11 protein-coding genes are annotated in these 14,129 nt (G+C 44.1%); 5 read left to right on the top strand and 6 right to left on the bottom strand.

All coding sequences use genetic code 11. The features are described from left to right. Nucleotides 1-15: 15 nt before the first annotated feature. Complete coding sequence (locus DX130_RS16800) at nt 16-1,683, bottom strand: hypothetical protein (RefSeq protein ID WP_116047380.1); 1,668 nt, start codon at nt 1,681-1,683, stop codon at nt 16-18. 576 nt (nt 1,684-2,259) lie between these two features. Here DX130_RS16800 and DX130_RS16795 point away from each other — a divergent pair. The 5 genes from DX130_RS16795 to DX130_RS16775 all read left to right on the top strand — a co-directional run bounded on the left by DX130_RS16795 (nt 2,260) and on the right by DX130_RS16775 (nt 6,359). Continuing rightward, nucleotides 2,260-3,738 (top strand): AAA family ATPase, encoded by a 1,479-nt coding sequence (locus DX130_RS16795; protein ID WP_240644551.1) that lies wholly within the window; start codon nt 2,260-2,262, stop codon nt 3,736-3,738. Nucleotides 3,739-3,763: 25 nt separating this feature from the next. Beyond that, complete coding sequence (locus tag DX130_RS16790; protein ID WP_116047379.1) at nt 3,764-3,979, top strand: DUF2997 domain-containing protein; 216 nt, start codon at nt 3,764-3,766, stop codon at nt 3,977-3,979. 13 nt (nt 3,980-3,992) lie between these two features. Continuing rightward, entirely contained in the window at nt 3,993-4,718 is a 726-nt protein-coding gene (locus tag DX130_RS16785) for a hypothetical protein (RefSeq protein ID WP_133297942.1), read from the top strand. Nucleotides 4,719-4,785: 67 nt separating this feature from the next. Then, entirely contained in the window at nt 4,786-5,760 is a 975-nt protein-coding gene (locus tag DX130_RS16780) for a helix-hairpin-helix domain-containing protein (RefSeq protein WP_165861331.1), read from the top strand. A 2-nt stretch (nt 5,761-5,762) separates the two neighbouring features. Further along, a complete protein-coding gene (locus DX130_RS16775; protein ID WP_116047374.1) occupies nt 5,763-6,359 on the top strand; it encodes a 4Fe-4S single cluster domain-containing protein in 597 nt (198 codons plus the stop codon). Between the two features lie 132 nt (nt 6,360-6,491). On the opposite strand, the gene DX130_RS16770 is transcribed toward DX130_RS16775, so the two are convergent. The 5 genes from DX130_RS16770 to DX130_RS16750 form a co-directional block, all read right to left on the bottom strand. Then, nucleotides 6,492-7,840 (bottom strand): IS3 family transposase gene (locus DX130_RS16770; protein ID WP_116047372.1). Its coding sequence is split into 2 segments (ribosomal slippage): nt 6,492-7,396 and nt 7,396-7,840, totalling 1,350 coding nucleotides; the frame shifts between segments, so codons are not numbered across the junction. 362 nt (nt 7,841-8,202) lie between these two features. Next, nucleotides 8,203-8,568: a hypothetical protein gene (locus DX130_RS16765; RefSeq protein ID WP_116047370.1), complete on the bottom strand. Its 366-nt coding sequence runs from the start codon at nt 8,566-8,568 to the stop codon at nt 8,203-8,205. Nucleotides 8,569-8,747: 179 nt separating this feature from the next. After that, nucleotides 8,748-9,929 (bottom strand): J domain-containing protein, encoded by a 1,182-nt coding sequence (locus tag DX130_RS16760; RefSeq protein WP_116047369.1) that lies wholly within the window; start codon nt 9,927-9,929, stop codon nt 8,748-8,750. A gap of 29 nt (nt 9,930-9,958) precedes the next feature. Continuing rightward, nucleotides 9,959-11,659: a molecular chaperone HscC gene (locus tag DX130_RS16755; protein WP_116047367.1), complete on the bottom strand. Its 1,701-nt coding sequence runs from the start codon at nt 11,657-11,659 to the stop codon at nt 9,959-9,961. Between the two features lie 194 nt (nt 11,660-11,853). Further along, complete coding sequence (locus tag DX130_RS16750) at nt 11,854-13,695, bottom strand: glycerophosphoryl diester phosphodiesterase membrane domain-containing protein (RefSeq protein WP_116047365.1); 1,842 nt, start codon at nt 13,693-13,695, stop codon at nt 11,854-11,856. Nucleotides 13,696-14,129 lie beyond the last annotated feature (434 nt).

Below are 14,129 nucleotides of genomic sequence, written 5' to 3'. Positions count from 1 at the left end.
ATCACGGTCCTCCATTTACATATTGATTTCCCGTCGCACATATACGCCCTTAACCGGATCGAGAGCAAACACTACCAACAAAAACTCATCCAGTTTGCTATGGCTGATCAGATCATTCCGGAAAGTTCCAAGCAAAATATCAACCTCTTGCTTAAGCGTGCAGTTCAGACCGCCGTCGGCTAGTCTCATCAAATATTCAAATACCGGTAGCTTCATCTCTAGCCTCGTCTCATGGTCGACGGTCAGGAACAGCCGCGAAGGTAATCGATCAAGATCATCACGGGACTCATCAACCGTAAGTACAACCTGTCCCATGGAATAAGCCTCATGCACTAACAAGTTGTCGTTCACGGCAAATAATTGTGTCTCCGATGCATCCATCAACTTTTTAGTAAAGGCGTAATTCAAGCCGCGAATCAAATCGCGCCTAACCTGTGTCTGCTTCTGTCGGCTCTCCAAGCTTTCCATAAACGTATAGAAATGGACGTAAGGAATCAGCTTGCGTCGCAATTCGCCTTCCTCTTCTGATTCAAAAAAGTATTTCCTGCGGAATCCGGGCATCAGTTCTGCGATTTCTTCTTCGCCGCCATTGCCTTGACTGCGATACACCTCAATCTGCTTGCGATAATAGCCAAACAACAAGTCTAATTCCTCGCCGAACAATCGTGCGTGGCGTTCTGCAATAACATTCTCACCGCTTATATCTCCGTTTAGCAAATAATCATCAATAAACGATATGGAAGCTTGACCAGGATCTAGTTCACCGAAATGTCGAACTGCACCCTGTTCGATGGATTCGAGCCCTGGCATGCCAACCCCGTAAAAGTTGTTGAAATATACTCGCTTAGAATGTTTTTCAATATCCAAATATCCCGCCCTTTGTACGTCAGAACAGGTTAACCCACCGGTTAATGTATAGCTGATATGTATTAAAATTTCCCGCATCGTCAGATGAATGCCGAGACAATCAAGCAATCTGTATTGCTCCGCAAGCCTGTCTCTCACCTGCTTCCGGGCCATCCGACGGTGATTAAGCAAAATGATACAGTTGCTTGCTTTGCCGCAGGAACCGCAGTCGCTCCAATACTCTTCCTTGTTCCACTCCTCCATAATTCGCTCAGCGTAGATGGAGGATGTAACGTCCTGTAGATTGACAAGATGGAGCTGCGAATCATTGTGGCCATGGTACAGGAAACGTTGCTTAACCATCGCCGCAAGCTCTTCCAGTTCGGAGTGCATCGACAAAAATTTAGTTAGTTTGCCTTCGTTGGCGGCAATCAAAAAATAACGATTCTCCGCATGCCCCTCTCGTATAAACTCTTGCAAACGGAGCAGCACATTGAAAATGACTTCATCCTTTAACTCGGACAAATCTTTGACGATAACAACCGTGCCGCCATCGAACGGTACATCCAGAATGCCGCTGTCAGGCCATTCTGACAATTTATTGCCGGTCAACGATTCGTAAACAACGCGACACAATCGAGTTTTCCCGTCACCGGCGTTCCCGGTCATAATGACACTGCAAGGAGCTTTCGAATAACCGGTCAACAAAAACTCCTCGATCTTCGTATCAATCGAGAATTGATAGACATCCCCTTGCCCTGTGTACTCGTCATAGATTTTGGAATGGCTAGGAGACAGGACGTTGAATTGATCCAAATACTGGACAAATGAATTCATCGGACCCTCCCTTTTCGCTACTGAAGTCCTATTTCTTAATTCTATAGTCGCATCTAGTAATCTTCCTAATCATACACTTTTTAACACATAGGTTCAATTAAACTTATAACTCTACTTTTTGCGCAAAATAATCCTTATTATCGATAATTGAGCGGGTTATCCTTGAATAGCAAAAATCCACAACCTCATTTGGTTGTGGATTTACTTCGCCAAATATTCAGAACCATGAGACCCTCAATTCGTATAGTTCTATGACTGCAACAGTATGCTGTTTTTACAATAAATGGTCTTAAACTCCCAAAAAAAGTCGAATAAAAGAGGAAATTTCCCTCAATTGTCGAATACAACTAATGATATTGTGATCGTTTTTTGATTTGGAGGAGAAGTTAATTGGAAAGCTCATCAAACCTAGCTTTTAAGACACACATATCTAACTTGATGCGAGCCCGATTTTCATTTATATACATTTCAACATGGGAAGAGGACCGTGCTATATCATTAATCCACGATGCCTCCACGAATGAAAGTCTGATCAAAACGCAACGCAAAGTATTTACATGGAGCGTAACAAACGGGATGGCTGAGATCGGCCAAAAAGGCAGGGAGGATTCAAAAGCTCCACTCAAAGGCTTGGAATTCATCGAGTCATTCGACCAACCCGCCGTATTTATTTTAAAAGATTTTCATGCTTACTTCGGCATAGGAGGAAGAGTTCCTGATCAACAGGTAATTCGTAAAATTCGCGATCTAGTTCCGGCTTTGAAGCAAAGCCCAAATCCCAAAAATGTTATTATTGTCAGTCCTATCTTACAACTGCCTATTGAATTGCAAAAACAAATTACAATCGTGGATTTCGATCTGCCTTCTTTTAGTGAAATCAAAAACATACTTGATGAAATGATTCAAACAAACCAAGCAAATGAGAGAATCACGTTTGATCTGCTGCCAGAAGACGAAGAACGACTGGCCAAAGCAGCGCTTGGTCTTACTTTGGATGAAGCGGAGAATGCCTTTGCCCGCGCTATGGTGGAGGACGGACGTTTGGACAAACGAGACGTCGATATCATTCTGGAGGAGAAGCGGCAAATTATTAAAAAGTCGGAAATCCTCGAGTTTGTTAAAACAGATCTTAAAATTGAAGACGTCGGCGGGCTGGAAAACTTAAAACGTTGGTTACAGAAACGCAATAAATCCTGGCTCGATTCTGCCGCACAGTATGGCTTGCCTGCACCTAAAGGCGTCCTTATCACTGGAGTACCAGGCTGCGGCAAGAGCTTGATTGCCAAAGCGGTTAGCGCGATGTGGCATTTGCCGCTGCTGCGTCTGGACCTAGGTCAAATATTCAGCGGCCTTGTCGGCAGCAGCGAAGAAAACATGCGGAAAGCAATCCAAACAGCTGAAGCGATCTCACCTTCGATTTTATGGATTGATGAGATCGAGAAAGGTTTCAGTGGCATCTCAAGCAACGGTGACAGCGGCACCTCAAGTCGCATTTTTGGTACCTTCTTGACTTGGATGCAGGAAAAAACGAAGCCGGTATTCGTCATCGCTACAGCAAACAACATTCACGCGCTGCCGGCAGAACTGATGCGTAAAGGAAGATTTGATGAAATCTTTTTTGTCGATCTGCCGACGAAGAAGGAACGAGTAGAAATTTTCCGTCTCCATATCGGCAAGCGGCTAGGGAACCCAAAAGTTATCGGGGAGTTCAAGCTAACCGAAGAAATTTTGGAATTGTTGGCTGAGTCCACAGAGGGCTATGTGGGCGCTGAAGTAGAGCAAGCGGTTATAACCGCATTGTTCGAGGCGTTCTCTGAGAATCGTGCCATTAGATTGGATGATTTTCACAAAGCGTTTGCGGCAACCGTACCGCTTTCGATTACGCAGGCCGAGCAAATTCATGCCATCCGCGAGTGGGCTAACGTTCGTGCGGTTGCTGCAACACCACAAGTGGATCGCATCGAATATAGAAAAGAAGTTCCGGGATCTGAGGCTCAGGAACCTAAAATAGAAGACATTCATGCCACACGCGGCGGAAGAACTGTCGACTTCTAATTTGAAGGAATAAGGGAGTTGTCCCATGTCGAAAAAACAAATTCGAGTACAGATATTCGCCGATGGTCAAATTTCAGCCGAAGTAATCGGTGTCAAAGGAAAAGCTTGCATGGACTACATCGAACTTTTAGAGCAGTTATTGGATGCGGATGCCATCGATTCAACCTATACTTCGGAATATTATGAAACCGAACAGACTGTCCTTCAGCATCGGCACATCAATACGATTAAGAACAACTAAAGGAGGCGATCTAGTGTCTGTATCTCTCTCCATGGTTCCAGCAGCGCTAACACTGAGAATGGTTATGGGGAAACAAACCTTTGACAATTGGGTTACTTCCATGCAAGTTACTGTGCCCACCTCTTTCAGCAATGAGCATGAGATCATTCGAACAGTTCGAAAAGCCGGCTATGATACTGAGAAATTGGCTGGTAGTATTATCACCGATCTTGATTTTGGCAGATCTCATTTCTTCTGGGAGCATATAAACGGACAGTGGACTGCAGTCTTCAGCAAGTCTGATTCAAAGCAAAAAATCGAAGTCTTCATAAATGATCTAAACAAAGCGGTTGGCAGGCAAATCATTGATCGAGGCACTTTGTCGGAAACCCGCAATAATTCCCTTTCGGCTTTTCCAACTAATTTTCGAGACGGAGAGCTTTTATTTAAGACGCTCAAGGAGCTCGGCATTAATCCGACTCGCCGTGGTTCAGAGATTGTGTGCAAGGTTGAACAATCTCATTTAACTTTCCGACAATCGGGGGACCATCCATTTCAGGTTGAGATTCACAATGCGCCTGATTTGCGCAAAGTATTCGAATATTTGTCCGATATAGATGCCGATTATAGGCGCTGCCTGCAAGAGGCTGTATACAAAAAACTAAAAGCTCGTACAGCAGAACAAAATATTGCTATCGAGAGTGAAGAGGTTTTGGAAGACAATTCAATTGTGCTTACGTTAAACATAGGGGCTGATTAAAATGATCCCATTTTCAAGGGAACGAATTTCTGAAATTTGCAGGCGATATTCAGGCAGAGGCTATTACGTGGAGGAGCATATTCCCAATCGAAGATTAGAGAATGCTCGCGCAGCCTTCCCTATGCCTAAAGATGTATACGTCATTGCATTTATTGACACCACCTTGCTTGGAAGCGGCAAGACTGGTCTCGCCATTACAGACAAAGGCCTGTTTTGGCGGAATGGAAATTTAACGGGATTCTCCAAAACGTATATTAGCTGGGATGATTTTAGCTCTGAGTCTGTCTGGCAAGAAGGAAAACGAAAAGTAGAAATTGGCTACGATAACTACTTTTACATCTCGAACGGCTCTTTCCAAATTGAGCGTGTAGTTCAACTGTTGGAGGAAATCCATGATTCTTTTACAGGCTCAACCGGATTAAATTTGGATTTTGATCTGGATTTGGATGATGATAATTGGGAAAGAATTGCAGCGGAGTTAGAAATGAAGTTCGATGCAGAAGATGCGTCTGAAAACGAGGAGTGGATGCTCGCGGTTGCCGGCCAGCAGTATGGACCGTTTGAGCTCAGCGTAATTCGGGAAATGGTGCAAATAAAACAAGTCCGACCTGAGAACACACACGTATGGAAACCAGGTATGCCAGATTGGATCGAATTCTCGAAACAGCCCGAAATGGCGGCTCTCGCCGCTCCATCTGTTTCACCTCCGCCTCTGCCAACAGCTCAACCTGTTATTCCGCCTGTATCGCCAGTAGCTAATCCTTCCCAAGACCCATTGCTTGCGACTGTGGGTATCAACGATGAAGCACCTGTTGATTTCAATCAGGCAACCGAAGAACACTTGCAAGAGCTTCCGGGTATCGGCATAGTCGGTGCCAAACGAATATTGCAAGAACGCGATGTCAACGGCGGCTTCCAATCTGCGGAGCAAGTCGGGGAGTGGCTAGGATTAAAGCCGCATCAAGTCGATAAACTCAAAAAACAAACCATTTTTAGGCCGTCAGCTACCAAACAAGGCAGTGGTCGAATGGTGGACTATTAAGAATGTCGCTTCGTATACATCGTTTCTTACCCTCTACAAAGGTCGAAGGACCGGGGACTCGTGCTTGCTTGCAAGTACAGGGTTGTCCCATTCATTGTCTGGGCTGCGCCGTTCCATTTACTTGGCCGAAAGATGGAGGAATCATTGTCGAAGTGCCAGAATTGGCCGAAAAAATTTTGAGCGGCCCCAAAGTCGAAGGAATTACATTTTTGGGCGGAGAACCGTTTGCTCAGGCCAGAGAGTTGGCCAAACTAGCGAGAGCATTAAAGTCTAACGGTCTCTCAGTGATGACCTTCACTGGTTACGTGTACGAAGAATTGCTGAAAACTGGAAACCCAGACACACTGGAACTATTGTCGGTTACAGATTTACTGATCGATGGACCGTTCAAGAGAGAACTTCTTGATACCAGTCGGCCTTGGGTGGGCTCCTCTAATCAAAGATATCATTTTCTTACGGATCGATATCGTGATCTTGAAAAACAGCTCAGTACCATCCCCAACCGACTTGAAGTTCGTCTGGCAACCGACGGAAGAGTTTCTGTCAACGGACTGGCTAAGGTGAAGGATTTGGAGGCACTGTTCCGGAATTTAATTTAAGGATATCGACCTCATAGTAACTAGAAAGAGATCTACCTGGCCCTTTCTCCCTTCCATTGGAGATTGGGAACGATTGAATAACAAAAACCCGACCGGATCTGATGTGACCCCCAAAAGTTAGACACTATATTATTAGGCGACTTCCAGGGCGTGAGTCCGGTACTGTACCGGGCTCACGCCCTTTGGTTTTGCTTTAATCCGCTTGTGATTGTAGTACGTGATATATTGATCTAATTCTGTTTTAAATTGCTCAACACTTTCAAATTCCTGTATGTATAAGAATTCGGACTTTAACGTACCAAAGAAGCTTTCGATAACGGCATGATCATAACCGATTCCTTTGCGTGACATACTCTGTGTGACCCCATGTTCCTTTAAAGCTTGCTGATACTGACGCATTTGATAATGCCAGCCCTGATCGGAATGGATAATAAGGCCATCTTGATTATCCAATCTTTCAAACGCGTGATCTAGCATCTTTGAAATAAGGGAGTAGACGGGGCGGGAATTCACGGTGTAGGTGATGACTTCACCGTTAAACAAATCGAGCATCGGCGATAGATACAGCTTCTCTCCGAATAGCTTGAACTCCGTGATATCGGTTACCCACTTTTCGTTTGGTTTTGATGCGCTGAAGTTCCTCTCTAGTATGTTTGGCGCAATTTTACCCACATTCCCTTTATATGAACGATATTTCTTCATACGCACAATGGATTTCAAGCCAAGCTCCTGCATGATGCGTTGCACCTTCTTATGGTTTACACACTCATCTTCATTGTGCAACACATCTGTAATACGGCGATACCCATAGCGGCCCTTGTGTTCGTGATAAATCGCTGTAATACGAGCTTTTAAGGCTGCGTCTTTGTCAGGCCGTTTAAAGGTGCTAACCCAGTAATAGAATGTGCTACGCGGAATTTGAGCCAACTCAAGCAAGGATGTAACAGGATATTCTAACCTCAGTTCAAAGATCACTTGCGCTTTGTCTTGCTTTGTAATTTTTCCTTGCTTTGAACGAAGGCATTCAACTTTTTTAAGTAGGCGTTCTCCATACGTAGACGTTCTAATTCGGCTTGTAACGCTTCGACAGAGCCTTCAACTGGAGTTGCTTTCTTCGGTTCTTCCTTCATGGATGGACGCCCCTTTTTCTTCGGTATTAGGGCGTCTTCACCTCGCTGCTCAAGAACCTTCTTCCACTGCAGAATGGTTGAAGGTGTAGGAATGTTAAACCTAGCAGCTGTTTCTAAAATGGACGTCCCTGACTCATTCATAAAATTCAGTACGTCTAGTTTAAACGCTTTTGAGTAGGTTGCATATCTTTTGGCCAAACCTTCCATGCCATTCACTCGGTAAAGGGCTACCCACTTTTCAACAGCTTTATGATCTACACCGATACGTACACCTATCTCCCTGAAGGATTCTTTGCCTTCTAAATAGGTTTGCACAGCTTGATACTTCTCCTCTTCAGAAAACTTCCCCACAAAAATACACCCTACTTGTTAGTTGTGTCTAACAAATGGGGTGCAGTTCACATGTGGTTGTGGCTTTACATGGTCGAGGTGAGAATGTTGGAACTGCCGTTCGAAAATCACCCCACGCGACTATCAATGGGTTCGCCGCAAAAACAATTGAACACCAATCCCAACCGACCTGAGATTAGTCTATCACCTGATGGAAGTGTATCGAATGGAATAGAAGTCTTTCTAGAGAATATTTGAACTTAAAGAAAGAGAGTACCTCATGCGGTACTCTCTAACAGGTTGAGTGGAGTCATGTAAAAGTCTCCAAAGATCACGTCTTGCGGCTGTTTACGGGAGTAACTACGCGTCTCAACAATACCAAGCTAAAGCGAAAAATCAGTAACACCCTTTCTATAAGCATATTTCAAAGTATACGTTCCTGCTTCTATTCCATAAGGCATTGTAGCTATTTTTATACGAGTATAATCAAGCCTGCTTTCTCTTAAGACTCTCTTTACCAAGGATATACTCCGTTCTTCTTCCGTAACGACACAGAATATATTAAGAGCATATTTTTTTGGATCAGACATGCATTTTCCCATATCAAAGCCATCTACATGGCCTAAGTTAGCATCTGCTAGAGAGAGCTCTACGTATTCCCTTACTTTATCTTTTAACCAGTGGTCACGCTGGCTGCCTTTTGCACTTTTCAGTGGATACTGTACCGCTAACCAAAATTTTTCACTCATTTGGATCACCAGCCCATTTATGAAGTATTATATACTGCACAAATACTTTAGCTCTTACTTGTCCCTCAGGAGCTTTATAATGAGCAATCTTTATCTATTGAGCGTTACCAGTGGATGCTCTTGGTGAAGGCGAATAGTGGTCTAACAAAACCAAGATTCGCCGCAATCACCCTTGCAATCTAATACCGGCTCAACTTAGCAAGCAGATAAGGAACATTTACATGAGATTCAGTCTTGATTATAATTCGCTTCCCTTTGAGATAAATGACTACTTCATCTGAGTACGGTTCGATTTTGATAATATCGATATATTTGTAGTCATACCGTTTGCCCCAACGATTGATATGAGTGAATGTATATTCCCACATAATAATTTTCCAATTGCGTCTGAATATGAGCAGTAATCCCCGCACCAATACCGAAAGAAGATACAACGGCAATAAAAGAACATTCCCAATAAATATCAGTATAATTACAAAAATCGGGATTCCAAAACAATATCTCCACCCATTGACGTCGGGTTTCTTTATAATTTGCTCCTCTGATATTTTTATATGCTTCAATCTCTGAGGGGGAGCTATATTTTGAGTCGCTAGTGCATATGTGTCCACAAAGCTGGCAGGGTACTCGTCGATTTTTCTATTGATTTTATCAAATAGCCCTATATGAGACTCGATGATTACCCAAATATGATTGTTCAGCCCGCTATAATGTTGTGAGAACACTCGCAACATATAGTCATCGATTCTCGACTTTGATTGGATGTCCCATAGTACATCGTCGCTTAGCAGCGCCTTCCAAGTCTCAGGGTCATTTCTTCTCCCGTGATCGTTCAGAAGATTCTCCAGACGCACCATAAAGTCATTTTCCGCCTTCGTCTTATCCTGGACTTGCTCTTGCTGGGTAAAAAAATGGCGCGTTACGGTTTGGTGTTCTTCGTTCTCATGTCCTCCATCTTGCGATGAATCATCTTCTTGAAAGCCAACGCTCTCGGTCACGAACAGTCGACGGTAGCTTCGATTATCCGCGTCCGAAGGAGCTTCAGTTGTATTCGCTTCGGCTTGTGTATACATTGTAACTCGTGTATACGTTTCTGTTTGTGTATTGGCTTCCGTTTGTATATACACTCCAGCTTGTGTATCCTCGTCAGCTTGTATTTTAGCTTCAACCTCTGTTCTCTCTATATCCACCTTAGTCAGAAACTTCGCTTCGTTCATTGCTGCCGAATACGCTGCTCTAACTTTCTGATAGCCTGCGGGGTCGTCTTCAGGATGGTAGACGAGAAGCTGCTGCTTGTAGGCTTTTCTGATTACTGCTGTATCTGCCGTTTGATTAATTCCTAATACTGCCCAGCAATCCATTTTGCGCCCACCCTTATCTTAGCTACTTATTAACCGCGAAACTGTTCAATGTCGTCCAAAAAAGCTTTGAACTCTTTAGCAGCCTGAGCAATTTTTCGCGGATCTTGCCCTGCAAGAATACCATCGAACTTCGCCAAATGGTCCGCAATGATTTCCCGCTTCATGCCGATTGATTCCTCGTACAACCGTTCAGCTCTTGCAAGAAGCAACCGGTTTTCCGACCGGTCACGAGGATGAATTTTAATATCCTTCAATGCGCCAAGCCGTGCGGCTAATATTTCAGGAGACATTTTCTCCGCATTTTTTTCGATCACGAGCGTTTTGGTAACGCCGGATAATACTGAAGTGACCTCTACTTCTAAAATGCCGTTAATATCATAGGTGAATCGCACATCAATGTAGGCCTCCCCTCTTTGCATGCGCGGGACCGCGATGTCCATTTCCCCTAATAACAAGTTGTTAGCTACTCGCATACTCTCTCCCTGGAATATTTCCAGATGAATCGTTTCCTGATAATCGTTTATGGTGCTATACCGTTCGACTCTGCTGATCGGAATCGGATTATTTCGTTCAATGATTGGAGAGAAGTACCCAGCCTCATAGTGATCGGGCTCTCCAATTTTTTTGGTAGTTTCGATACCCAATGTATAGGGGCAGACATCCGTTAAAATCATCTCGTTCAGCGCCTGGTCACGCTTTTTCAGTGCCGCTTGAATCGCCGCTCCCAGCGCAACAGCTTCGTCAGGATTTATGTTTGAGAACGGGAAGAGTCCGAACATTTTGCCTACCACCGACTTGATCAGTTGCATCCGGGTAGCGCCGCCGATTAATATAACCGTGTCCAAATCTTTGGGTGTCAGTGAGGCATCGCTTAGCGCCCGTTCAATTGGATTTCTTAATCGCATAATTAACGAAGCAGCGATTTTCTCGAACAGCGGGTAGCTGATAACAACTTCATACGTTTGTTCTGGCGTTTCATACCGCATCTTACCTGTCGTACCTAGGCCGAGATCCCTCTTGCATAGTTCGGCCTGATTAAAAATAATCGACTTGGCTTTGCTGTCCAAGCTGTCAAATACGATTCCGCTATTCTCGACAAAATAGCTGGCAAGCAATTCAGTGAAATCCTCGCCGCCCAGAAAGTTGTCGCCTGCAACCGATTTGACTTCCATGATGCCTTCAAAATATTCAAGTATCGATACGTCAAACGTTCCTCCACCCAGGTCGAATATCAAAAATTGCGTGTTGTCCTTTCTTTCGTGCAATCCGTAAGAAAGAGCTGCCGCCGTAGGCTCACTAATGAGCCGCTCCACTTTGAAACCCGCAATCTCAGCAGCATATTTAGTAGCTTTACGCTGTGCGTCATTGAAATAAGCGGGAACGCTTATGACTGCCTCGGCCACTTCTGCTCCAAGAAAAGCTTCCGCATCCGCCTTCAGCGACCTCAATACAAATGATGAAAGCTCCGCAGCCGAAAAAACATAGTTTTTGAGATGATATTGCTTCTCCGTCCCCATGAATCTTTTGAATGTTGCTGCCGTCAAATGAGGATGTGTGATAAGGCGCTCCTTAGCAATTTGCCCCACGATGATCTCCCCATTATCGTCTACGCTAATGACGGATGGGGTCAACATGCTCCCTAGCGCATTCGGAATGAGCTTCGGACCATCCTCTGTCCAATAAGCAATTAAACTGTTTGAAGTGCCCAAATCAATACCGATTAGTGCCACAAGATTCCTTCTCTCGACTTATGTATTTGGATCCATTTTTATAGGGAAATAAAACCATCTTCCTACTACTATAAACAGATTGGTAATATTGATCAATAATGTCGAAAAATAAAATACTCTGTCGATTCGAAGAGGATTGCCTAAGCAACAAAAACCCGACCTCATGTGGTCGGGTTAATGACGATACCTTTTAATCAAAAATCCAAATTCATAAGCCAATGGGTCAACGCCGACAGCGGTCCCGTTCTAAGCTCTTCTTCAATAGAGAACGCATCCTCAGGATAATCGGTTATGATACCGTCGACACCCATGCTGAAAAATCGTCTCATGTTATCTTTGTTATTTACTGTCCACACATAGATAGGCTTGTGATGCCGTTTAGCTGAATCGATGACCGATTGTTTAACCATATATTCTTCCATAACAACAAAATCGGCACGAATCCGCTCCATATCAGGGACACCAGCGAACACAATGTACCCCACCTGAAGCTCGGGAGCCGCAGATTTGACTTGCTGCACGATTTCATAATCCAGCGACTGCACAATACAATCATTTTCAAAATAATTATCCTGTACAATCCGAATGAATGTATCCACGAGATTTTTTTCCATGCCATGTGTTTTGATTTCAATGTTTAGCTTTATTTTGCCTCTAGCCATATCCATCACTTCTGCCAGACTACTAATTCGTCCTGTGAAATTACCCTGCTTCACTTCCAGCCTTCGCAATTCATCCATTGTCAGATCATACACCTGTGCCTGGACACCTGTCAGTCGCTTCAAGTTCGTATCATGTATGACAGCAAGGTCCCCATCCTTGGTTTCCAATACGTCAATTTCCACATAATCTGCCCCTGCCTCAATAGCGCCCTGTATGGCTTCGATTGTATTCTCAGGTCCCTTAGAAATGTATCCCCTATGGGCCATAATCTCAGCTTTATGATCAGCGATCTGCTCTTCACCGATAATTGGCAGTACAGCAATGATCACTGCAAATACAGTAACGGAGCCAAGTACGATTAGCCCCTTTTTATGCCTCTGCAGCATTCCTTGATTCTGATTCTTGAAAGTACGTTCTTCCTGATTCTTTGGTTCTGGAAGCTGCAGCACGGCATGATCCGGGTTCGCCTTCACCATGTATAACCGCGTAATCGTGGTCAAGTAAAGCGGCATAAAAAATAATGTCGCCAAATAGAAGGATAGGATCAGGCTCTTCAAAGCGACTACCCGCACAACGCCAGCAAATACCGTTTGCTGCTCCCATAGGAAGTATAGAAGCCCAACAGCGCCCACTATGATGACCATGAGCAGAATGACGAAGAGCAGATATAATAGCAGCACCGACAGCATGACCACTACTATGCGAATATACCTTTTTTTAAGGAGCGCAGCACTCTTTTTTGCCGCCTTCCGAAAGCTGGATACCCCTTCAATTACCACAATTTGAAGCAAGAAGGTCCAGCGAATATTAAAGAACAACATAACCCCGAGCACGCCAATAAGCAGCAATGTGCCTCCGCTTGTTTTGACCAGCTCCCCCGTGATGAAATTGGGAATGTCCAATGAAGGCAGCAGCGTAGCTCCGAAACCCGCCCCTAACGGAAGAAACAGCAGCAAATAGATCGCCATCCCTAAAAATCCATATTTGAACAGGGACGGCAGATAGGAAAGCGACTGCAAAAACGCCGGAACAAGTCCGATTCGCTGCCTTTTTTGACCGTAATACGAAAGAATAATGAGAACTGAAAACTCTAAAAAAATCAGCACCGTGGCGATAGGAATTAGAATCAGCATGCATATCAAGCCATACTTGCTCATTGCAAATTGCAGCAGTTCGTAATTAGTAGCTCCGGCAAATCCACCTAAGCGGAGAAACCCACGAAATATGGATGAAATGGCCGGAATAAAAACAAATAACGTTAACGTCTTATATAGAAGTTCAAAAACAAGTATTTCCCGGTACGAAAAAGCAAGAATACGAAAAACATCGGTAATCTGCTTGTGAATCGGAACCTTTGAAACCTCGCTCATCATTGTTCACCTGCTTGTAAAAGAATCATCCATAATCTAGCTGCATTCAAGACTGCTAGGATGAATTATTCTTCATTTTACCAAAAGATCGAAGAACAATGAAAGGGTAGCGTTTATGTATAACCAGTCTTGTTGTATTCTCACATTTAATACTTCCTATCTAATTGAACCCTATAAAAAAACAGTTTAAGGAACCTCTATCCGAAGATCACGCCACGCAGCTGATTATCAAGAGCCGCAAGCAAATCTTCTATTTTTAGCGGATATAACGCTCCCCCGGCAAGTGCAAACCGCCGATACAGCTAAAGCAGGTCCATGGTTTGCATCATAGAATTCAAGGCAAGGAATGACTTGGACAATCGAGAGACCAAATACGTTGCCAGAGGAAATAATCCATTCGATGATGATCGGGCTTCAACGGCGGTTTGGTCTTAGCA

It is taken from the genome of Paenibacillus paeoniae, from assembly GCF_003388735.1.
In the GTDB taxonomy this organism is placed as follows: domain Bacteria; phylum Bacillota; class Bacilli; order Paenibacillales; family Paenibacillaceae; genus Pristimantibacillus; species Pristimantibacillus paeoniae.
This window is presented reverse-complemented; position numbering and strand designations above follow the sequence as displayed.